35 protein-coding genes and 1 pseudogene are annotated in these 20461 nt (G+C 59.7%); 32 read left to right on the top strand and 4 right to left on the bottom strand.

Features of this window, described 5'->3' with window-relative positions:
• Positions 1-106 precede the first annotated feature (106 nt).
• The 23 genes and pseudogenes from M1617_04030 to M1617_03920 all read left to right on the top strand — a co-directional run bounded on the left by M1617_04030 (position 107) and on the right by M1617_03920 (position 10440).
• Positions 107-718, top strand: coding sequence for a GyrI-like domain-containing protein (locus M1617_04030; protein ID MCL5887459.1), 612 nt, complete (start codon positions 107-109; stop codon positions 716-718).
• Positions 719-836: 118 nt separating this feature from the next.
• Positions 837-1352, top strand: a complete 516-nt coding sequence (locus M1617_04025) for a hypothetical protein (GenBank protein ID MCL5887458.1) — start codon at positions 837-839, stop codon at positions 1350-1352.
• A gap of 51 nt (positions 1353-1403) precedes the next feature.
• A complete protein-coding gene (locus tag M1617_04020) occupies positions 1404-1685 on the top strand; it encodes a type II toxin-antitoxin system RelE/ParE family toxin (GenBank protein MCL5887457.1) in 282 nt (93 codons plus the stop codon).
• Between the two features lie 14 nt (positions 1686-1699).
• Positions 1700-2005 (top strand): HigA family addiction module antitoxin, encoded by a 306-nt coding sequence (locus M1617_04015; protein MCL5887456.1) that lies wholly within the window; start codon positions 1700-1702, stop codon positions 2003-2005.
• 70 nt (positions 2006-2075) lie between these two features.
• Positions 2076-2318 carry a type II toxin-antitoxin system Phd/YefM family antitoxin gene (locus M1617_04010; protein ID MCL5887455.1) on the top strand — a complete coding sequence of 81 codons (243 nt, stop codon included), beginning with the start codon at positions 2076-2078 and terminating at the stop codon, positions 2316-2318.
• Positions 2315-2578 (top strand): Txe/YoeB family addiction module toxin, encoded by a 264-nt coding sequence (locus M1617_04005; GenBank protein MCL5887454.1) that lies wholly within the window; start codon positions 2315-2317, stop codon positions 2576-2578. The genes M1617_04010 and M1617_04005 overlap by 4 nt, the downstream gene beginning before the upstream one ends.
• A 34-nt stretch (positions 2579-2612) precedes the next feature.
• A complete protein-coding gene (locus tag M1617_04000; protein MCL5887453.1) occupies positions 2613-3173 on the top strand; it encodes a hypothetical protein in 561 nt (186 codons plus the stop codon).
• Between the two features lie 165 nt (positions 3174-3338).
• On the top strand, positions 3339-3614 hold the full coding sequence (locus M1617_03995; GenBank protein ID MCL5887452.1) for a type II toxin-antitoxin system Phd/YefM family antitoxin: 276 nt from the start codon (positions 3339-3341) through the stop codon (positions 3612-3614).
• Entirely contained in the window at positions 3611-3904 is a 294-nt protein-coding gene (locus tag M1617_03990; GenBank protein ID MCL5887451.1) for a type II toxin-antitoxin system RelE/ParE family toxin, read from the top strand. The genes M1617_03995 and M1617_03990 overlap by 4 nt, the downstream gene beginning before the upstream one ends.
• 85 nt (positions 3905-3989) lie before the next feature.
• Positions 3990-4265: a type II toxin-antitoxin system Phd/YefM family antitoxin gene (locus M1617_03985; GenBank protein ID MCL5887450.1), complete on the top strand. Its 276-nt coding sequence runs from the start codon at positions 3990-3992 to the stop codon at positions 4263-4265.
• Positions 4253-4666 carry a type II toxin-antitoxin system VapC family toxin gene (locus M1617_03980; GenBank protein ID MCL5887449.1) on the top strand — a complete coding sequence of 138 codons (414 nt, stop codon included), beginning with the start codon at positions 4253-4255 and terminating at the stop codon, positions 4664-4666. The genes M1617_03985 and M1617_03980 overlap by 13 nt, the downstream gene beginning before the upstream one ends.
• Positions 4667-4878: 212 nt before the next feature.
• Positions 4879-5148 (top strand): BrnT family toxin, encoded by a 270-nt coding sequence (locus M1617_03975; protein ID MCL5887448.1) that lies wholly within the window; start codon positions 4879-4881, stop codon positions 5146-5148.
• The gene (locus tag M1617_03970; protein ID MCL5887447.1) at positions 5135-5362 is read left to right on the top strand and encodes a BrnA antitoxin family protein; all 228 of its coding nucleotides are present in this window, start codon (positions 5135-5137) and stop codon (positions 5360-5362) included. The genes M1617_03975 and M1617_03970 overlap by 14 nt, the downstream gene beginning before the upstream one ends.
• 25 nt (positions 5363-5387) lie before the next feature.
• Positions 5388-5513 carry a type II toxin-antitoxin system Phd/YefM family antitoxin gene (locus M1617_03965; GenBank protein MCL5887446.1) on the top strand — a complete coding sequence of 42 codons (126 nt, stop codon included), beginning with the start codon at positions 5388-5390 and terminating at the stop codon, positions 5511-5513.
• 74 nt (positions 5514-5587) lie between these two features.
• Positions 5588-6034 (top strand): peptide-methionine (R)-S-oxide reductase MsrB, encoded by a 447-nt coding sequence (gene msrB / locus M1617_03960; GenBank protein MCL5887445.1) that lies wholly within the window; start codon positions 5588-5590, stop codon positions 6032-6034.
• Positions 6034-6522, top strand: a pseudogene (gene msrA, locus M1617_03955) (peptide-methionine (S)-S-oxide reductase MsrA). Before msrB ends, msrA begins: the two are co-directional and overlap by 1 nt.
• Positions 6523-6917: 395 nt before the next feature.
• Positions 6918-7253, top strand: coding sequence for a PAS domain-containing protein (locus M1617_03950; protein ID MCL5887444.1), 336 nt, complete (start codon positions 6918-6920; stop codon positions 7251-7253).
• Positions 7254-7513: 260 nt separating this feature from the next.
• Positions 7514-7822: a nucleotidyltransferase domain-containing protein gene (locus M1617_03945; protein ID MCL5887443.1), complete on the top strand. Its 309-nt coding sequence runs from the start codon at positions 7514-7516 to the stop codon at positions 7820-7822.
• Positions 7812-8162 (top strand): DUF86 domain-containing protein, encoded by a 351-nt coding sequence (locus M1617_03940; protein MCL5887442.1) that lies wholly within the window; start codon positions 7812-7814, stop codon positions 8160-8162. Before M1617_03945 ends, M1617_03940 begins: the two co-directional genes overlap by 11 nt.
• Before the next feature lie 121 nt (positions 8163-8283).
• Positions 8284-9390 (top strand): hypothetical protein, encoded by a 1107-nt coding sequence (locus tag M1617_03935; protein MCL5887441.1) that lies wholly within the window; start codon positions 8284-8286, stop codon positions 9388-9390.
• A 125-nt stretch (positions 9391-9515) separates the two neighbouring features.
• Positions 9516-9746 (top strand): addiction module protein, encoded by a 231-nt coding sequence (locus tag M1617_03930; protein ID MCL5887440.1) that lies wholly within the window; start codon positions 9516-9518, stop codon positions 9744-9746.
• Positions 9746-10051, top strand: a complete 306-nt coding sequence (locus M1617_03925) for a type II toxin-antitoxin system RelE/ParE family toxin (protein MCL5887439.1) — start codon at positions 9746-9748, stop codon at positions 10049-10051. Before M1617_03930 ends, M1617_03925 begins: the two co-directional genes overlap by 1 nt.
• Positions 10052-10164: 113 nt before the next feature.
• Positions 10165-10440 (top strand): virion tegument protein, encoded by a 276-nt coding sequence (locus M1617_03920; protein MCL5887438.1) that lies wholly within the window; start codon positions 10165-10167, stop codon positions 10438-10440.
• 183 nt (positions 10441-10623) lie between these two features.
• Here M1617_03920 and M1617_03915 read toward each other — a convergent pair whose 3' ends face one another.
• On the bottom strand, positions 10624-10962 hold the full coding sequence (locus M1617_03915) for a hypothetical protein (protein MCL5887437.1): 339 nt from the start codon (positions 10960-10962) through the stop codon (positions 10624-10626).
• Positions 10963-11114: 152 nt separating this feature from the next.
• On the opposite strand from M1617_03915, the gene M1617_03910 reads away from it, so the two are divergent.
• The 3 genes from M1617_03910 (at position 11115) to M1617_03900 (ending at position 13476) form a co-directional block, all read left to right on the top strand.
• The gene (locus M1617_03910) at positions 11115-12074 is read left to right on the top strand and encodes a hypothetical protein (protein MCL5887436.1); all 960 of its coding nucleotides are present in this window, start codon (positions 11115-11117) and stop codon (positions 12072-12074) included.
• Between the two features lie 45 nt (positions 12075-12119).
• The gene (locus tag M1617_03905; GenBank protein ID MCL5887435.1) at positions 12120-12662 is read left to right on the top strand and encodes a hypothetical protein; all 543 of its coding nucleotides are present in this window, start codon (positions 12120-12122) and stop codon (positions 12660-12662) included.
• Between the two features lie 112 nt (positions 12663-12774).
• Positions 12775-13476, top strand: a complete 702-nt coding sequence (locus M1617_03900) for a hypothetical protein (protein MCL5887434.1) — start codon at positions 12775-12777, stop codon at positions 13474-13476.
• A 107-nt stretch (positions 13477-13583) separates the two neighbouring features.
• Here the strand turns inward: M1617_03900 and M1617_03895 are convergent, their stop codons facing one another.
• Positions 13584-14186 (bottom strand): hypothetical protein, encoded by a 603-nt coding sequence (locus M1617_03895; GenBank protein ID MCL5887433.1) that lies wholly within the window; start codon positions 14184-14186, stop codon positions 13584-13586.
• Between the two features lie 160 nt (positions 14187-14346).
• On the opposite strand from M1617_03895, the gene M1617_03890 reads away from it, so the two are divergent.
• Both M1617_03890 and M1617_03885 read left to right on the top strand, forming a co-directional pair.
• Positions 14347-14622 carry a hypothetical protein gene (locus M1617_03890; protein ID MCL5887432.1) on the top strand — a complete coding sequence of 92 codons (276 nt, stop codon included), beginning with the start codon at positions 14347-14349 and terminating at the stop codon, positions 14620-14622.
• Between the two features lie 158 nt (positions 14623-14780).
• On the top strand, positions 14781-14954 hold the full coding sequence (locus tag M1617_03885) for a hypothetical protein (GenBank protein ID MCL5887431.1): 174 nt from the start codon (positions 14781-14783) through the stop codon (positions 14952-14954).
• Between the two features lie 88 nt (positions 14955-15042).
• Here the strand turns inward: M1617_03885 and M1617_03880 are convergent, their stop codons facing one another.
• Together M1617_03880 and M1617_03875 are read right to left on the bottom strand one after the other, a co-directional pair.
• Positions 15043-15402 carry a TIGR02391 family protein gene (locus M1617_03880; protein ID MCL5887430.1) on the bottom strand — a complete coding sequence of 120 codons (360 nt, stop codon included), beginning with the start codon at positions 15400-15402 and terminating at the stop codon, positions 15043-15045.
• Positions 15403-15511: 109 nt separating this feature from the next.
• Positions 15512-16195, bottom strand: a complete 684-nt coding sequence (locus M1617_03875) for a DUF5343 domain-containing protein (protein MCL5887429.1) — start codon at positions 16193-16195, stop codon at positions 15512-15514.
• Positions 16196-16493: 298 nt separating this feature from the next.
• On the opposite strand from M1617_03875, the gene M1617_03870 reads away from it, so the two are divergent.
• From M1617_03870 to M1617_03855, 4 genes are all read left to right on the top strand, one after another.
• Positions 16494-17156, top strand: a complete 663-nt coding sequence (locus M1617_03870; GenBank protein MCL5887428.1) for a hypothetical protein — start codon at positions 16494-16496, stop codon at positions 17154-17156.
• Between the two features lie 123 nt (positions 17157-17279).
• A complete protein-coding gene (locus tag M1617_03865) occupies positions 17280-17645 on the top strand; it encodes a DUF2513 domain-containing protein (GenBank protein MCL5887427.1) in 366 nt (121 codons plus the stop codon).
• A gap of 473 nt (positions 17646-18118) precedes the next feature.
• Positions 18119-20026, top strand: coding sequence for a site-specific DNA-methyltransferase (locus M1617_03860; protein ID MCL5887426.1), 1908 nt, complete (start codon positions 18119-18121; stop codon positions 20024-20026).
• A 2-nt stretch (positions 20027-20028) separates the two neighbouring features.
• Positions 20029-20461 (top strand): virulence RhuM family protein (locus M1617_03855; GenBank protein ID MCL5887425.1); only part of this gene is annotated, 433 nt, incomplete at its 3' end.

Genomic DNA, 20461 nt, shown 5'->3' with positions numbered 1-20461 from the left:
CGGAAGTTATGAACGCCGTCGGCCCTCCTCGGCAGGTATCGATTGCATCGGCGGAATGGATGGCGTCGAGTTCCGCCCCAAGCGGTAGGGAGTGGCGAGGGACCCTATGGAGAAGATCGATTTCAAGCGGGAGTTGAGGCACCTCTATCTGCCGTCCGCCAAGGAGGTCGCGGCCGTCGATGTCCCTGCCATGAGCTTCCTGATGGTCGACGGACAGGGCGATCCGAACACATCGCAGGCCTATGCCGAGGCCGTGCAGGCGCTCTTCGCCCTGTCGTATGCGATCAAGTTCAGCGTCAAGAGAGGTCCGCTGGCCATCGACTACGGCGTCATGCCGCTGGAAGGGTTGTGGTGGGCGGCCGACATGGCGGACTTCACCACAGGCAACCGCTCAAGGTGGCAGTGGACCATGATGATCATGCAACCGCACTTCGTCACCCGGGAGCTGTTCGAAGAGGCCGTCGCCGCACTCCGCAAGAAGAAGGATCCACCGGCACTCCCCAAGGTTCGTCTGGAGACCTACGCTGAGGGACCAGCAGCGCAGATGCTGCACATCGGGCCGTTCTCGGAGGAGCAGCCGGTCATCCAGCGAATCCATGATTTCATCGGCAGGTCAGGGCGCGAGCTGGCGGGTAAGCATCACGAGATCTACCTCTCGGACATCCGCAGAGTGGATTCGGCGAGATGGAAGACCGTAATCCGCCAGCCCATGAGGTGATGGCTGACTTCGGGTGGGGAGAGGCGTGGCGTCACCGTCGCGTTACACACGGCGAGGTACCGCGCGTGATAGACTCGGTGGCATGACGCAGACCCCTCACTTCAGCAGTTGGCAGCGGATGCGGAAGGAACTCAAGTCCTTCCTTGCGCCATCATTAGCTGACCGAGTCGACTTCACGGTGACCAGTTACCGCAAGGCCCACGACTCGTTCGGTCATGCCGAGGTGCTCGTGGATGGCGCGCCCGTCACGAACTTCTGTAGCATCAAAAAGGGAATGCGTGCTTGTGTCCGATGGGATGACGAGTCGTCCCGGTGCATCCCGGCGCCTGACTACGACCCTCATGCCGCCGACTTCGGCCAGTGGGACTTCATTGTCGCCGCAGGTTTCTACTTGACCCGACCGGTTCGCGAAAGCCTAGACGGTGTAGAAGACGCACCTGACCATCTCCACACGGCGACGATTCGTCGGTGCCTGGCCCTGATGGACCGGCGCGTCGGCAAGCGGACACTCCAGCGGATGGCCGGTCAAATGACAGACGCACCCGAAATCGTCCGCTTCTTCTACGAGCTGCGGTGCGAAGCGGATGGACTCCGCGATCCCGCAGCGGAACCTTCGGCATCGAGCTCAGCCTGAAGGCGGCCCATAACGCTTGACGTATGACGCAACGCGTTATACCATGCAACCATGATCAAGTCGTTCGCAGACTCTGAGACCGAAAAGGTGTTCAAACGGCAGTTCTCTAAGAAATTGCCGGGTGACATCCAGTCAGTGGCCTTGCGTAAGCTGCGGATGCTCAACAACGCTCATGCGATCGACGACCTTCGCAGTCCGCCGGCCAATCGGCTCGAGAAGCTGTCCGGTGACCGCGAGGGCCAGCACAGCATCCGAGTGAACGACCAGTATCGGGTGTGCTTCGTCTGGGACAGCGGCGATGCGCACGATGTTGAGATCGTCGACTACCACTAGAGAGGAGGCCTGCCATGAAGACCAAGATGCTTGCGCCAGTGCACCCCGGAGAGGTGCTGCTCGAGGAGTTCTTGAAGCCGCTCGGCCTGAGCCAGAACAGGCTCGCATTGAGCATTGGCGTCCCGCCCCGGCGCATCAATGAGATCGTGCTCGGCAAGCGCCGCGTGACCGCGGAGACTGCTCTGCGCCTCGCGCGCTACTTCGACACGACCCCGCAGTTCTGGCTCGGCCTACAGGCGGACTACGACTTGGATGTCGCCGCAGACGAGCTGGGTGGCCGACTCGACCTCGAAGTCCGCCGACATACGATTGCGGTTTAGGCTCCCGCAGTGTGATTGACACGAGCGGCCTCTATGCGTACGATATGACGTACGTGAAGGGAGCGCCACCATGACCAGTCTCACCGCCACCGAGGCCCGCAAGCAGCTCTACAGGCTCGTTGATGAAGTGCAGCAGTCCCATGAGCCAATCAAGATCACCGGCAAGCGCGGTAGCGCGGTCCTCGTCAGCGAGGATGATTGGCGCGCCGTCCAGGAGACGCTCTACCTCGTCTCGATCCCCGGCATGCGCGACTCGGTCATCGAGGGCATGGCCGCCTCGGCCGACGAGCTCGAAGATGAGCTCGATTGGTGAGCTGGCGACTCGTATACACGAAAGCCGCGCAGAAGGACGCGCGCAAGTTGGCCGCCGCAGGTCTCAAGGACAAGGCGCAGGCGTTACTCGGCGTGATCGCGGCGAATCCGTACCAGAATCCACCTACCTACGAGAAGCTCGTGGGCGACCTTGCCGGGGCGTACTCGCGGCGCATCAACATCACGCACCGGCTCGTTTACCAGGTCATCGACGAGGAGCGGGTGGTGAAGGTGCTTAGGATGTGGTCTCACTACGAGTAGGCTCTTGGTGGCATGTGGAGATCAACCGATGTGGATGCAGCTCTCTGATCGACTCCAGCGTTTTTCGACCGGCCAAGTGGCGCTGTTTGCCCTGGTCATCTTCCTGCTGTTCACGGCGTCGGTGTTGCCGGATCAAGCCGCAGAGGCAGAGGTGTACGCCGGGGCTGCTGGCTCGCCCGATCTGTCGCTCTTCTACACGGCCGATGATCTCTACGAAATGGCGGCGGCGTATGGCGAGGACGGGCGCCAGGCCTACGTCAGGGCGCGGTTCACTTTCGACCTGATTTGGCCGCTCGTCTACACGCTGTTCCTCGGGACGGCGATCAGCTGGGTGTACGGCAAGGCATTCTCGCCACACAGCCCGTGGCAGCGCGCGAATCTGGCACCGGTCGCGGGAATGCTGCTGGACTACTTGGAGAACATGGCCACCTCGGCGGTGATGATGCGGTACCCGGACCCGACGCCAGTCGTGGACGTGCTGGCAGGAGTCGTGACGACGGCGAAGTGGGCGTTTGTGGGCGGGAGCTTCGCGTTACTGGTGGCGGGCGTGGGGCTCGCAGCATGGCGCTGGGCGAGGGCAAGAGCCGCGCAGTAGGGCAGCGAGCGACTCGGGGGGTTGCTCACCCTGGGGTACCATGGTGCTAGCATCATTTTGCGTACTGGAGCGGGTCGGCGACACGGAGTCGTAGCGGGTTCGCTCGATGTACACGCTGTGGAGTCTCTTGTGGTAGTATTTATGGTACCAAAGGAGGTACCGCAAATGAGCGCAATGCCCAACATCGTTCCTATCAGTGAGCTCCGACAGGATGCGTCTTCGATTGTGCGGGAGGCGTCGGTCACGGGGGCCCCCGTCTTCATCACCCAGCACGGGCGCGCTTCGGCAGTTCTCATGAGCGCTGGTGCCTACGAGCGCACGCAGCGGCAACTGGAGATTCTGCGCATTCTCGTGCAGGGTGAAGTCGAGATACAGGCCGGGGTTGGCTACGACATCGACCTCGTCATGGCTGAGGCGGATGCGTTGCTGGAGCGTCCGTGACCCGCAGGATCGATTTCACGCCCAGGGCGCGATCCCAGTTCCTGGCTGCAGTGGAACACATTCATGTGGACCGACCGTCGGCAGCACGCGCGTTCCGCGCTCGTTCGGCGGATGCGCTCAAGCGTCTCATCCGCTTTCCTGAGTCGGGCCGAGCGATTCCTGAGTTTTCGGAGGTTGGCTTTCGGGAGGTCCTTGTCGGCAGGTATCGTTTCTTTTACAGGCTTCAAGGGGACGTGGTCTGGGTCGTAGGCGTCTGGCACGACGCGCAGATTCCGGATGATCCAGCGTAGTGGGTTGAATCACGGGCTAAGTAGGGTCAACTTGCTCGGACACGCATTATCATGTAATCTGATTATCAGATTGGAGATGATTCTGATGGCCGAGAACCTCACAGTGACCGAAGTTGTCCGTCACTTCGCCGATTACGTCAATCGGGTCGCTTATCGCCGGGAGTCATTCGTGCTTGTCCGCGGCAGTCGACCGGTCGCCGAGTTGAGGCCTGTTCCCACAGGTAAGCGCCTTGGCGAGTTGCCGGGCTTGCTCGCCTCCGTCCCCAGACTCGGCGCCGAGGCGGATGACTTCGCGGCCGACCTGGACGCTGCGCGCGAGGAGCTCGAGCGCGAGGAGGTCGCTGACCCGTGGCGGTCTTGATCGACACGAGTATCCTCATCGAAGCCGAGCGCGGCCGTCTCGACCTGGGCCCACACGTCGCGAATCGTCAGGATGAAGAGTGCTTCCTCTCGGTGGTCACCGCGAGCGAGTTGCTGCATGGCGTTCACCGGGCGACCCGTCCCGCACAGCGGATGCGGCGCTCGGCATTCGTGGAAGGCGTCTTGGAGAGATTCCCGATCCTCGATGTGGATCTCGCCACCGCAAGGGCACACTCTCGTGTGTGGGCGGACCTCTCTTCGGCAGGTACGCTCATCGGGCCGCATGACTTGTGGCTCGCCGCCACCTGTATCGCGCACGGCCTCACCATGGTCACCGCCAACTTGCGCGAGTTTGAGCGGGTTCCGGGGCTGGACACCGAGCTGTGGAGCGATGCCGAATGAAGGATATCGCCAAGCGCCTGCGATGCGCTCGAGCTCCCCGTCCATGCTGCCCGCGGGATGGCGATCCTTCGGAAGGGGTAGCGGGGGATGGGAGGCGCATGTGGAGTATCATGCGGGTAGGGGCGAGTAGTGCTGGGCAGCCAGGCAACCCTCGCTTGGCAACAGCTCCAAAAAGATATATATTTTATACTGGTATCTGAGCGAGGGATGCGATGCAGCATACGTTCGAATTCGACGAGTCCAAGAGCCGTGCGAACAAGGCCAAACACGGCATCAGCTTCATCCAGGCGCAGGAGCTCTGGCTTGATGACGACCTGTTGCGCGCACCTAGCCGCTCAGAGACTGAACCGCGGTTCCTGTTCATCGGGATGATCGATGACAGACACTGGTCCGCGATCGTCACATATCGCGGCGAGACAATCCGGATCATATCCGTGAGGAGATCCCGGGCTCTGGAGGTGGAAGCGTATGAAAACCAGTGAGTTGGACAAGAAGTTCGACAAGGGTGTCGAGGACGTCATCGACCAGTTCGACCTGTCCTCGGCGACTCGTCCCAATCGGGAGCAGAAGCGCGTGAACGTCGACTTCCCGCTCTGGATGGTCGAGTCGCTCGATCGTGAAGCGAGTCGTCTAGGGGTGACGCGGCAGTCGATCATCAAGGTGTGGATCGCTGAGCGGCTCGAGAAGGTTGGCTGACCGCTAACCCGGAGACGAGCCTGTCGTGATCACGCAGCGAGGACGCGCATCGGCGGTGCTCGTCAGCGCAGACGCCTACGAGCGAACCCAGTACGAGAACGAGCCCCCCGTCCATGCCGCCCGCGGGATGGCGATCCTTCGGAAGGGATAGCGGGGGATGGGAAGCGCATGTGGAGTATCATGCGAGTAGCCCGAAGCATCGTTAGGCGCAACCCGGAGGATCGCATGAAGCCATACCGGAAATCCGAAGCCGCCATCGCCGCGCTCACGCCGGAGCAATACCGCGTGACCCAGCAAAGCGGCACCGAGCGGCCCGGAACGGGCGAGTATCTCGGCAATCGCGAGCCGGGCATCTACGTGGATGTCGTCTCGGGGGAGCCGCTTTTCGCGTCCGCCGACAAGTTCGACTCCGGCTGCGGCTGGCCCAGCTTCACGAAGCCCATCGAGCCCGCGCACGTCACCGAGTCGCGGGACCTCAGCCACGGCATGGCGCGAATCGAGGTCCGCTCGGTCCATGGCGACAGCCATCTCGGCCACGTGTTCACGGACGGCCCGAAGGATCGCGGCGGATCGCGCTACTGCATCAACTCGGCAGCGCTGCGCTTCATCCATCGCGACGACATGGAGGCGCAAGGCTACGGCGAATACCTCGACCAAGTAGAGGACGCCTAATGGCCGAGGAGCGAGCGATCCTGGCAGGCGGTTGCTTCTGGGGAATGCAGGACCTGTTCCGCCGGCTCCCGGGGGTTGCGGCTACCCGGGTGGGCTACACGGGAGGCGACATCCCCAACGCCACGTACCGCAACCACGGCACCCACGCCGAGGCCATCGAGATCCTGTTCGACCCGGCCAAGATATCGTATCGCCGCATCCTGGAGTATTTCTTCCAGATCCATGACCCGACCACGCTCAATCGGCAAGGCAATGACCGAGGCACGTCGTACCGCTCGGCGATCTACTACACCAGCGAGGCGCAAAGACAGGTCGCGCTGGACACCATCGCCGACGTCGACGCTTCCGGCCTGTGGCCGGGCAAGGTCGTGACCGAGGTCGAGCCGGCAGGCGATTTCTGGGAGGCCGAGCCCGAGCACCAGGACTACCTGGAGAGCTACCCGCACGGCTACACCTGCCATTTCCCGCGGGAGGGGTGGGTGCTGCCTCCGGACAACCTCCGCGCCAAGCCTGAAGGGGTGCGTCTCACCCCTGCGCAGCAGCAGGTGTTCGACCAGAGAATCGACGAGCTCGACAGCGGTGACCCCGCAGTCATTTCCTGGGACGAAGCCAAACGGCGGCTTCGCGGCTGATCGGCGTGCGCGGCGCATCCGGTTGCCCACCGTAGATTTCGTCGCTTCTTGTTTCCACGCGTCCCGTATTACAGAGTCGATGGGCCTAGGCTCATCGTGGTGGCCTGTCTGCGGAGGCTTTCGGACAAGCGGCCTTATTCCGCATGTAAGGGTACTTGGAGTAATATGCGGATAGGCATAAGCGTTGTTAGCACCACCTACCGCGAGCACGGTGAGCTTGACGCGTCGGCATCCGGCCCATGGGAGGGGACTTGACCAGTACCGATGTCAGGCTCGACTACTTGCTCGACAGCCTGAAGGACGCCGTCGTCTTCTGTGACTTGAATCATGTGATCCGCTACATGAATCGGGCCGCTCACCTGCGCTACGCCGGTCGTCCGGCGGCGGTGGGCCGCTCGATCTTCGACTGCCACAACGACGAGTCCAACGCGATGATCGCCACGATCGTAGAGCGCTTTCTTGCTGGTGAGGATGAAGTGTTCCTCTCGGACCGCAAGGGCGAGCGCGTCTTCATGCGTGCGGTGAGGGATGAGGGTGGCGCGCTGATCGGCTACTACGAGCGGTATGAGGTGTCCTGCGCCAACTAGGGATCGCGCAGGCACCGGCATCGGCGGGGAGTCACGGGGTGCTAACAAGCGCATCGGGCAGGCGGGCACGGAAGAATCCCGATGGTGAACACCGAACAAGGGCAGTCCACCCGAAATGATGACGCCGAGGATCGAGCTGCCGAAGCTGCTTAGGAATGCTGCTTGGAATGTCGGCGATCTCCGGGCGCACATGTTCATTCCACGACCGCATAACTAGACCAGAGGTTCGGGGGTGGGTACCATGTTAGCGGAGGTTGGACATGGACGCGGTACTCGACAACAAGAGGGAGGCTCTCGCTGCGCTGTGTCGCAAGTACAGCGTGGTGAGTCTCTACGTCTTCGGATCAGCTCTCCGCGATGACTACCGTGCTGGCGAGAGCGATATCGACCTGCTGGTTGAGTTCGCGCCCATAGGTGGCCACGCGAAGATGCACGCCTACTTCGACATGCTCGAAGAGCTTCAGGAGCTCCTCGGCACCAAGGTCGATCTCGTGATGGTCGGCGCAGTGCGAAACGAGTACATCGCGCGGGAGATTGAAGCAACGAAGCAGGTGCTTTATGCCGCGTGAGGCCTCCGCCTATCTTCGTGAGATCATCGAGGCTTGCGACTCCATTGCGTCGATCCTTGTCGGAGTGAGCCTCGAGGGCTATCTTGCATCTCGCGAGAAGCGCTCCGCAGTTGAACGCGAATTCATCCTCATCGGTGAAGCCACGGCCCAACTTCGCCGCGTTGCACCGGAGCTATACAAGCGGTTGTCACACGGGCATCTGGCAATCGGGATGCGGAACGTCTTGACCCATGACTACATCTCTGTTGACCACGAGTCGGTCTACGAGACGGCGGTCGAGGATCCCCCGCGATTCAAGCAAGAGTGTGCAGTGTTGCTCAACGAGTCCGAGGGACTCTAGGCCGATCGGAGCAGGATCACAGTAGGCTACTCACCCCATGAGGGGCTGCTCGTCTGATGCCGCCGGGTAAGGACACGAAAGGAGAATCCTGCCGTTATCGGAGGAGTCTTTACTAGGAGAGTTGGCCCTGCGTCTGGCCAAAAGTCCTGAGGACGTTGCCACTGAGGGACTGGTGTACATTTTATCCAGGTCAGAGGCCGCTCGGCATCACATGCAGAGGCTCGCAGAGGAGTGGGCGGGAAGGAGCCTAATCCCCATAGCCTCCTTTCGGTCTCAAGTCGTAGGCGGCGACGAATCTCGTCCTGACCTGGAGGCGCAAGACGCCGATGGTCAGCCGGTGGTCGTCTTCGAGAACAAGTTCTGGGCCTCGTTAACAGACAGGCAGCCTGCCGCCTACTTGAATCGACTCGCAGAACATGGCGGCGTCCTATGCTTCGTTGTGCCGACCTCTCGCACGATTCTCTTGTGGGACGAGTTGACCCGCCGCACTCAGGAGTCGGAGGGTTCGCAGGTCGTGTTGGTTCGAGACGAGCCGGAGTTGAAGGTCGGTCGCATCGATGACAGCCGTACATTGGTTCTGACAAGCTGGAGCTTCATTCTTCGGCAACTCTGGGGAGCGCTTGAGTCGGAGGGTAACCTTGCGCTGGTCGCTGACCTAAGGCAATTATCGGGTCTTGCGTCGCGCATGGAGAGCAGCGGTTTCGTGCCGTTCACGCTTAGTGATCTGACGGCACCCACTCCTCGCCACGTAGTGCAACTAAGTAGCCTGGTCGATGCGGCAGTCGGACGCTTGTTGCAGGAATCATTCGCCAGCAAAAAGGGGCTGAAATCCATGGCGGGCTCAGGCTGGTATGGGCACTATATCTGGCTACAGGATCATGGATGTCAGTTCTCCTTCAGCGCAAACATGTGGCATCGTTACGGCCGCAGTCCACTGTGGCTGTGGGTCCGGTCCCCGGACTGGAAATCGTCCGAGGCGGTGGATCTAGCGCTGGCCCGTCGCTATGGCACTGACGAGTGCATCTCTATTCCGAATGGGCTGGGCGCGGGTGGTACCTGGCTTGCAATCAGGGTGCTTGAGGGACGAGAAATCGATTTGGTCGTTTCAGACGTTGTGCGGCAGCTCAGCGAGGTCGCCGAAGTGCTGTCTGAGGTTTCCCACACGCAACCTTGTCGTGGTCTACCAGAAGAGGCAGAGTCCGAGGGGGCTGAGGATTTCGCCTTGTAGAGTGAATCAGCAAGAAGGCGTGATGCCGTAACAGCGTTTGGAGTATTATTCGGAAGGGAATGGGTATTGATGCAATACAAACTTCGGCCGCTGCCGAGCGGACCTTGAGGAGGCGAACTTTACCCATGAGCAATGCAGCCTATGACTTCAATCGCCTGTCGGTCTCGGAGCGCATCCAGCTCGTGGAAGACCTTTGGGATAGTATTGCCGCCAGCGGTGCTGATATCCCACTGACGTCGGCAGAGATTCAGGAGCTTGACCGTCGTCTCGACGAATTTGAGGCGAACCCCGGCGTCGGCGTCCCGTGGGACGAGGTTCGCGCACGGATCGAAGAGCGCCTTCGGCTCTGCTCCTGATGTATTCGCTGATCGTACGTCCCGACGCGGAGGCCGATATCACTGACGCCGCGTTGTGGTACGAGACTCAGGCGCCGGGTCTCGGGTATGACTTTTTGCGCTCGGTCGATGTCTGTCTAGCGGATGTCGCCAGGGAGCCGCAGCGGTTCCCCGTCATTCATCGAAACATGCGCCGTGCGATTCTCCGGCGATTCCCGTACGGCGTGTTTTTCATCAGTAGAGAAGGGACAGTCGAGGTCGTGGCATGTCTTCATGCCCGAAGGGATCCTAGGCAATGGAGCGAGCGCCTGCGACGTGATCGCTAAAGGTTGCGAGGCTTACAGACGGGAGCCTCGCCTTCACCGGGGCTTGTACCGCAAGGTTGTGCGACTGAAGTACCATGCGGATACGGATAAGTATTGTTAGGGAGGAGGATTCCTTGAACGCATACGCTATGCAGGCAGTCTGGAGCAGGATTTCGTCACTACAGGGCGAGCGGTTCGAAACCGTATCCGGCAAGCCATTCACTTACACGGTGTCCGGCAACTCCCTCGTCACCGACCGCACGGATTTCGTCTTGAGCGCTGCGGATTTCGCCAAGGCTCTGGAGTTAGTGCCCATCTCCGGCCCGGGTGAGATTTCGTCACTCGTGAGGGGCTCGTCTTACATCTGGGCAATCCTGCACGACCCGCGCATCCGGCAAGGCGAATGGTAGGCGCACAAAGGTGAAACGCCGAGAGGTTCGCGAAATGAGGGGATTACGATGTCACTAGGCACCTATATCCGTACGAGACGCGGTGCAGCCATCTTTGCGGTGCTGCTGGCTCTTTTGGCGCGGGTGGCGATCAATGCACGATGGGAGTTCGAGGCGGGCTTCCCCGAGTCCAGGACCTGGGTTCTACTCACGATTCCGTTCCGCCTTCTGGAGCACACTCAGTACTTCTGGCTGGAGGCGGCATTGATGCTCGGTGTCGCCGTCTTGGTCATGGGCCTGACGCGAAACTTCACTGCGCGCGGCCCTGCCTGCCTGGATCGCCCTGTTCGCGGTCGACGCACTGGTCATAGTTGTCACAGGGGCGATAGCCGTGATCGGCGGCAACCGGATCATCGCGGCAGAGGCATTGCCGATACCGCCCGCGAGTTGGGGAGTAATCGCCGTGGACATGACCTCTGTGCTACTGCGCAACGCGTTCAGTATCGGAATCGCGGCGGTCGGTGCCTGGGTGGTCTCTTTCATTCACCTCAGGATGAAACCTGAGCCAAGTCCGATAGACTCAGCCGGCTAACGTACATCCACGACCGCGCGCCTCAGTCTGATTTCCGAAGTAAGCCCGTCCGACCCGCCCGCTAGCGTTCCCGAAGCGCCCATCGCCAACCGAGGAGGCCCGTGTGTTCGATCATCGATCGATGTGCCGAGAAGTAGCATCCCAGATGTGGGCGGTCTATCACGAGCGGCCCGAGGCGCCGTCCCTGCTATTTCCGCTGAAGCGCGACAACCTGAGGAGAGTCAGCGAGCAGGAGTCGAAGATCCTGATAGCCCAGTGGCTGACCGCGAATGGCGTGAACTACTCGGTAGAGACGCCGACCAGGGAGGCATACCAACAGGGCGGACAGGCCGAGATGGGCGCTCGTATAGACGTGACTGTATACGGCCCTTTGCGCCAAGTGGATCGCTGCCTGAACATCGAGCTCAAGGCAGGAACAGCCAGCCTAGAGGCCTATCGCAAGGACTTCGAGAAGTTGCTGCGCGAAGGCGTTACCGGTCTGTGGTTCCACACGCTGGAATCGGTCACAGATGGGGCTTGGCGTAGCATCGAGAACAGCATGACCGAAGCTGCCTCGCGCCTCGCTACGCACGCGGATGCAGCCGACCACGTTGTGCACTTCGCCCTCTGCGTGCTTGATCGTCCGCAGCTAGTCGAGTTCAGCGTCGATTTCTCGGGGGATTGGCGCACAGCATTCGCGCAGGGGTTTGAGCAGGGCAGGCGCGAGGCAATTCGACCAGAGTGGGAGCATTTGCCCACTCCCGTCTTGGTACCAAAGCGTGAGTTGCCGAGGGCATTCTTCGGCCCCCCAACCAAGGCGTTGATCTACTCGCCGACCTTGGAGCCATCCAGCTTCCTGCATCTGAGCACGAGGGGCGACTCTTACGCCCTGCGTTCGTTCACGGGCGCCCGCGGCGTGCGCCGGTGGATCGAGGCTGGCGTTCCTACAACTGCCGAACTGCGCACTCGGTTCCCGATCGAGATTGAGATAGATGTTGGATCGGAGCGCGAGGCCTTGGATGGCGAGCGCCAGTACTGGATCGACCGAATCGAGGCCCTGAATCGCGAGCACGGGATCGGGTAGGGGCTAGGAAGTGCGCTCACGCTCGACCGCGAGGAAGTGTCGTCAATGGTGACTGCCGAGGAGTTGCGAGACCTGAGGACCGCGGCGTCGGATTGGGAGAACACCGAGACGCTGAAAGCCACACTCGCCCGATTGAAAGCCGAGCGGTCGCCGTTCTACCTGTCATCAGCTGAGATCGATCGCATCTTTGTCTGGAAGCTCGGGTCTCAATACGACCGCGGCAAGGCATTCCGTGACACGAACTCCGAGGCTGCTTACCGCATTGCGACCACGGCGGCTTTCTCGGTCTGCGAGTCGGACAGCGATCGCGAGCTGGAGCTGAAGGTTGGCTTCTTGACTGCGCTAAGAGGCGTGGGAGTACCGGTCGCCTCGGCTGTTCTGGCGCTTGTGGAGCCCGACAGGTTCTGCGTCATCGATTTCAGAGGCTGGCGCGCGGTGTTCGGAAACAAGCGCGACGTGTTCGGACTCCAGCAGTACAAGGAGTATCTCCATGAAGTCCGCAATCTAGCTGCCGAACTTGGCTGGTCGCCGCAGGAGACCGATCTAGCCATTTGGGAGCTCGACAAGAGGCGCAACCCAGCGGCGTAAGTCGCGCGTTGCCCCGTAGCCGACGAGCCTTGCATGGTAGACTCGGGAGACAAGCGCTCGTCAACGTGCCGCTGGTGAAGCGCCGAGATGTCGGGCCGAATGAGGAAGACCGATGACGTTTGACCGCGAGGAGTTCGATGAGCCTTTTGATGTGCTACGGGAGATTGCCGAGCACACTCTGGGCGGTTTGGGCTTCTATATCCAGGCGTTGGAACAGCTTGTAGACGATCGCGAATCAATAGCTGTGGATTCGCTACGTGAGCGATTCATCAAGTTGGCACCTGAGCGCCAGACAGACTTCTGGGAGTGGAACTTCCCATTCCACTGGGATGAAACCGTGCGCACTCGACTCCGCTCCTCATTCGTGGTCACGCTGGTCTCATTCGCAGAGCTAGAGGCGCGCGGAATAGCTCGTCAGATCGAGTACATTACCGAATCGCAATTGCGACCGATGGACCTACGTGGCGGTGAACTTGAGAGGTGCCGCAAGTATCTTGGGGTCGTAGGCGGCTTTCAATGCAAGGGCCCGGATGTGTGGTCGTTGCTGTTTGAGATTCGTGATATCCGCAACTGCCTTGTTCACGCAGATGGCCGAATGTGGGAGATGTCCCGTCGTGACCGGATGCGCCAGCTCGCCGACAACCTGCCCGGCTTCACTCTCTCGTCGATGGAAACCATCGAGATTGGTCCCGAATTCCCAATATACGTGCTAGGTTTGATAAAGGATTTCACAGCATGGTTGTACGACGAGGCCTTAGGCTTCGTGGCAAGGAGTGCAGCCCAGCAAGTGTATCGAGCAGAAGGCGCAAGGTAGACTGTTGCAGAGAGGCGCACCGCATGACCTCTGCTCATGCACAACGTTTAAGCCAAGCCGACGGGGTGCCTTCTTGGCTTTGGGGTGCAGAGTTGGGATTCTCGCGCCTACTCCCAAGTTCTGCCAATCTGGAACAGAAGTCCTGTGATATGACGCGGTTCCCCATCGGTTAGATAGACCCCGAGAATCCGCCCTTCGAGGTCAGCATTCTCGACCCAGAGTCTGGCCTCAAGTCTATCACCCTCTATCGGGACGTAGTCTGTGACGATTCTCTTGCCGGTGATGTCCAGGTTCTGAATCGTATTCTCCGGGAAGCATGCAGCCACAGCAGCAGATATGATATCGCGCCTCGTCGCCGGATTCGACCATAGGAACTTGTCGTCCGCAAAGGTGATCATGTATGTCTGCTCGCTCTCCTTCTGACTGTCCCAGTCAGCTACGAAGTACGTGGGTTGTGGAATCAGGCTAGCGCGAGCCGTGAGGTACGTCCCATAGCCTGAACTCCTCAAGGATGTGCCATGACGCCAGTCGTCAGCGCTGGAGATTCCCAGGGGAACCTCGACCTTGTATCGGATGCCAGGTTCGAAGTTCTGCAGGCCGGGGGTGCGTGCAGCGTCCTCCCGGTCCAGACTGGCGTTGCCCAGTGCGAGAATGGCGCTGAACAGCACTATAGGAGCAATCACGAAGATGACAAGCAGCCAAACGAGCACCTTGGCAATGGTCTTCGGGGAACCGTTGCGGGACGATGCGCCGTATCCGCCCCAAGTGCCCCTGCCGTACGATCCGGGGTAGCCAGAGGACTGGGTGCCCCGGATGTGAAGCTGCGGGTGCCGCTCGAGCTTGGTTCGACGCTCTTGCTCGGTCGTAGTCGTGAACGTTCAGCCCATCCTTGAACCATCCACTGTCGTCGGCCACTTTTTTGTCCGCGTTATCGCGGACGGTTGTTGTGCCGAAGATGTCGGTGCGCTGGGAACCGACCTGTGGTCCACGGCCAAACAGGCCGCCGCCCTCGTACACCTTCTCGTTGCCCCAAATGTCCTTCTCGACGGTGTACTTGACGTTGCCCCAGGAATCCTTGACTTCCTTCTTATCCACCACGAGTCCTTCCAAGTGGGGTACCCAGCTGCTCGACCAAAGACCGTGTGATGGCATTCTACCACGGCTGACTCAGGAAGGACGGACATCGGTTGGCCGAACCAGCGGATTAAGCAAGCAATACGCCGAGTTCCAAGGAGTCTCAGGGGTCAAAGTCGCGGGTGCGGTACATTGCGGCTCATCCGCAAACGTGGGTTAGGTCGAGGGATATGACATCTATGCTAACAGCCGAGGAGTTGCGAGACCTGCGGACGTCGGCGTCGGATTGGGAGGCCACCGAGGAGCCGAAAGCCACACTCGGTCGCTTGAAAGCCGAGCGGCTGCCGTTCTACCTGACTTCAGCGGATTTCGATCTCATCTTTCGCTGGAAGTTCCTGTCGTAGCAAGAAGATGCCGCGTGCGAAGTAGGCTCGAGTCGAGGCGGATTCTGGCCGTATCTTGCAGATCATGTGTCACCCGTTTGACGGAACGTTAGCGAAGGCCGGCCTCATCTAGTCGGCGGAGGAGCATCGACGCAAACGATAGGTGATCAAGACACGTGTCTGGATCGTCGGTCATCCCACTCTTATGCCCCCGCGGATTTCGAATCGCAAGCATCGCGCCGCAAAACAGGAACTTGTATCCCTCCTGCTCACTCTGCTCGTTTTTCGTCATACCCGGGTTGAGCTTCACGGAGGGAGGAGTGCCCCCGAGGGCCTTCATCATCAGACTTGACCCATAGTCGGAATTCCCAGAGATACGCTGTATCTCCTCGTCGACATACTTGAACGCCTCGAATGTCGCCTGTGCGCAGTGGCCGTTGTCGAACAACCCGGATACGTCTGAAGGCAAATCGGGATGTAAGTTCCTCGCATCGAACGGATGGTCAGGTCCTGCTTTGGGAGTCTCGGCTTCGCTGAATTGGTGCGCTAGGCGCGTAATCCGTTCGAACAGGTCGAATCTACTCACCATCAATGAGGTTCTTTCGGATGCTCCTGAAGATCCTGTCGTAGGTCTGCTGGTCACCGTCGGCCGGAAGGTTCACCTCAATTCGAACGGTCAACCCGACACGCGACTCCAAGTTCTCGTTGACCGTCGTGGTAGTCGCCCCCTTGCCCTTTTGATCTTGGGGGGCTCCGGCAGAGGACATCTTCGTAGTTTTCGCCTTTTTGGGCGCGGAAGGTCGCGGAGTGGTTTCGCGTTGCACGGGGGCAGTCCCGTGACCGGAGAGATTTGCAAGGGCTGAGAACGTTGCAGCCTGCCTCGTGCCCACGACTTCGCTCGAATGATCTGCCGTCCTGAAGAACTGCGTGAGGCTCGCGCGATCCATGTCCCACGCACCATCCCCGTGAAGTTCGAACAGTTCCTCGTACGCATCCTTCACAAGTGACTCGAATGTTCTCTGGAACTCATCCTCCTTGTGCTGGACGAACGCGGCGGTCTTCGCATCGACCTTCACGCCGGCGTCGTCGATCACTCCCAAGAAGTGGAGCACGTTGATGACGTAGGACTCGTTCTTCGGTGCGACCCCGAGCTTCCTGAGGGTGTCCGCCGTGACTTCCTTCGGGAAGCTGCGTCGCCGGAGGTGCTCAATCGTCTTCAATAGGGGACCAGCTGATGGGACGTATGGGTACTGGTTAGCCATCGCTCCTCCTATCGCAGTGCCTTAACTGCGCGTAGTCTAACACACCCCTCTGACATTGACTAGTCTTGCTCTAAAGGCGGGTCGCAAGCGTTTTACGATCAGGCTAGTTGTGTTTGAGATTCTCACTGACGTCATGAACCCATACCCCGTTGGCACCGCCTAATACGCGCATCTAGCAGACGCGGCGGTCGGAAGGCGGACTCAGGTAGCGTGTAAAGTTTCGGGGGGTAATGTGGTTCGGGTGGAGTATCATGCGGATGGTCGCAGGTGTTGTCAGACCTATGTATCGAGGGAGCGAATGCGCGACATGATTAGGTTCAATCTTGTGGACAATGCGACTGATTCCTTCGCGCAAGCGGTGGACCTCTTCGTCCTCGATGATAGCCCGTTCGAACCTTCACAGTTGAAACGTTCAATCCTCGCGGCAGCTCACTGCGTAGAGCTCCTTCTGAAGGAACGACTTAGAAGAGTCCACCCAGCATTCATTTGGGATAATGTGGATCGATACCCCAATCTAGATGTCAGAACCATTACTTCCTCAACGGCGGTTGACAGGCTCAGAACTCTCGCAGGAATTGACTTGAGCGACAAGGATCAGCGAATGCTGAAGAACTTGAGGGTCACGCGAAACGCAATCGAGCATTACGAGTGGGCATCGGGCTCTTCGGACGCGCGCCATCTTGTCGCTTATGCGCTGAGTTTTTCCGTCGACTTTGCAAAGGCGGAACTCGAACTGGATCTCGCGTCCCCATTCCAAGACGATGACTCTTGGCAGATCCTCCTAGACGAGCTCTCCGAGTACATCGAGCATCATGAGAACAGAGCAATGCAACGTCTAGACGGAGCGGGGGAGCCAATTGCCATGTGCCCTGAGTGCGGCGGCAATGCAGTAAGTGCCTTTGGTGGCAGCTGTATGATATGTGGCGGGTGGTATGAACCTTCCTTGGAAGATGACAGCTAACCCCCGCGTCCAGCAGCTAATGCTGGACGCGGGGCAGCCCCGGATTCGAGTCAGTATCGAGCTTCGTATTGCAGCGGGTACTAAAGACCTTGGGCAGTGCGAGATTTGCTTAAGGGGGTAAACATGAAACGTGATATGGACTTCGTCCGCAAGGTTCTGATGACAGTTGAGGCGTCAGATGATTCAGTGTTCGATGCAAGTAAGCTAGTTGACGGGGAGCACAATGTCGCATTCGTACTCCATCACATCGAACTCCTCAGGGACGCTGGCTACATTGAGGCAGCCGTTAGTTACTACAAGAGTGGCGGCGGACAGGCGCTTGTCAAGCGAATCACCTGGGAAGGGTACGAGTATCTGGATGTTGTGCGCAACGACACCGTGTGGAATAGAACGAAGTCCTGGGTTGCGAACACGGTCGGGAGCACGTCTTTCGAGTTGTTCAAGATGGCTGCTGTTGAGGTGACAAAGGAGATGCTCGGTTTCGGCTAACGTCAGTTCAGCGAGCGCATTGAGCAGACGACATAGTAGGTACTTTGCTCAGGGAGGTGCGGCTGGGCGGACGGCGTTGTAGCGCGTACGCTCGCGGTTACGCCCTCACAATCAGGGATGGCTATCTCGGTTGTCGGCCAATGTCAGAGCAGCAAAGTAGACTCGGGTTGTCCGGTTCGGCCGAAGGGGGGCATGCACAGGAGAAACCTATCGCCGCTAGCACCCCGTTGTTCATGCAGTACCAGTATACTTTGGGTGACGGACCGCTTTGCGACGGTCATCTGATCATCAGGTAGCAACGAGGCACCAAGCGATGCGCAGATCCGCCCGACTCGAGGCGGAGGTGGCCCGCTTGCGATTGGTCGCTATGAACGGGAAGTAGGCCCCAGGCAAGTTACACTCAACTTGGAACTGAGGTGTGCCGAGGCCGACAGGGCCGCCACGCTCGCGAGACTATGAAGAGTGAGGATTCGATGAAGAAGTTGACCGCTGCCGACCCCGAAACCAAGAGCCCCGACCTCGTCGCCGAAAATGTCGAGCGGCTCAAGGCGCTCTTTCCCGAGCTGGTCACCGAGGGGCCAGACGGCGCATCAGTTAACGTGGACGTGCTAAAGCAACTGGTGGGCGACAAGACAGTCACCGATGCCGCCGAAAAGTACGGCCTGAACTGGCACGGCAAGCGACGCGCCCGCCAACTGGCGCTCACGCCTTCCACCGGCACTTTGCGCCCAGCGCCCGAGGACAGCGTTGACTGGGACACCACGCAGAACCTGATGATCGAAGGCGACAATCTAGAGGTGCTGAAGCTGCTACAAAAGAGTTACGCAGGCAAGGTCAAGCTCATCTACATCGACCCGCCGTACAACACAGGCAAGGACTTCGTCTACCCGGACAACTTCAAGGATAACATCCGGAATTACATGGAGCTTACCGGCCAGGTGGATGGCGGGGCGAAGATCAGCAGCAACACCGAAGCCAGCGGGAGATTCCATACAGACTGGTTGAATATGATGTATCCGAGGCTGAAGGCAGCCCGAATGCTTCTTAGCAATCCGGGATTCATCTTCATCAGTGTCGACGATGGAGAGTCTGCAAGTCTGAGAAGAATGGGCGATGAGATATTCGGAGAAGAGTGTTTCATCGCTCAGTTGGTGTGGAAGTCTCGGGTTAGCGAAGACACTCGCGCTGTAACAGGAGTATCGACGGATCATGAGTACGTGCTCTGTTACGCTCGCGGCGACGATGTAGCCTTACGTGGAACCGAGAAAGACTTAGAGAAGTTCTCAAATCCCGACAACGATTCACGTGGGCCTTGGCGTAGCGCCGACGTGACTGGGTTGGCCACTAGGGCCGCACGGCCAAACCTGCACTACGACCTCGTTGATCCGGCGACTGGCTTAAACTACGGTTGCCCGCCCAAGGGTTGGCGATATGAGAAGGCGACCATGTTGACCAAGATAGCAGAGGGTCGGATATTGTGGCCGCACTCTGGGGTCGGGAGACCTCGCCACAAGCTGTTTCTGAACGAGATGCGGAGTCTCTTCAAGAACATGAGCTCAGTCATCACCGAGACCAGTACGAGCGATGGGACAAGAGAAGGCAACCTTCTAATGGACGCCGGTGTATTCTCATTCCCCAAGCCGGTGCAGCTCATCAGATTGTTTGCAGAGCAGGCGGCAGATGCTGAAGACATCGTTCTCGACTTCTTCGCAGGCTCCGGTACGACCGGCCACGCGGTCATGGCGCAGAACGCCGCAGACGGGGGCAATCGCCGCTACATTCTCGTCCAGTTGCCAGAGCCGCTCGATCCGGAGAACAAGGACCAGAAAGTCGCCGCAGACTTCTGCGATAGCCTAGGCAAGCCGCGCACTATCGCCGAGCTCACCAAAGAGCGCCTTCGCCGCGCTGCTAATAAGATCAGGGACGAGAGTCCGCTGTTCGCTGGCGACCTCGGCTTCCGCGTGTTCAAGCTCGACTCCAGTAACATCCAAGAGTGGGAACCGGACCGCGAGGACCTCGACCAGACGCTACTCGATTCCATCGATCATCTCAAGACCGACCGTACTGAGCAGGACATCCTCTACGAGCTGCTCCTCAAGCTGGGCCTCGATCTCTGCGTCCCGATCGAAACCCGCACCGTTGCAGGCAAGGCCGTGCACAGCATCGGCGGCGGTGTGCTGCTGGCCTGTCTCGCAACACAAATCACCCAAGAAGAGGTGGAGCCGCTGGCGCAGACCATCGTCGACTGGCACAAGGAACTCGCCCCAGCGGGCGACACCACCTGCGTGTTCCGCGACAGTGCCTTCGTTGACGACGTGGCCAAGATCAACCTTGCCGCCATCCTGGAACAGCACGACCTCAAGAACGTGCGGAGCCTGTAGCGATGGAAAGGCCGCATGAGCCCACCGGCGAGATCATCCTCTATCAGACCGACGACGGGCGCACCCGCGTCGAGTGCCGGTTCTCTGATGAGAGCCTGTGGCTGAGCCAGGCCTTGATCGCTGAGCTCTTCCAGACCACGCCCCAGAACATCACGCTGCACCTCAAGGCGCTGTTTGCGGATGGAGAGATTGAGGAAGCGGCAACCTGTAAGGAATTCTTACAAGTTCGCCGGGAGGGCTCGCGGGACGTCCAGCGAGCCGTCAAGCACTACAACCTCGACGCCATCCTCGCCGTCGGGTATCGCGTGCGCTCGCTGCGCGGGGCGCAGTTCCGCCGCTGGGCCACGGAGCGCCTGCGCGAATACCTCGTCAAGGGCTTCACCCTGGACGACGAGCGCCTGAAGAACCCGGATTCCGGAGTGTATTTCGAGCAGT

This window comes from Actinomycetota bacterium, from assembly GCA_023488435.1.
Lineage (GTDB): Bacteria > Actinomycetota > Coriobacteriia > Anaerosomatales > UBA912 > UBA912.
This window is presented reverse-complemented; position numbering and strand designations above follow the sequence as displayed.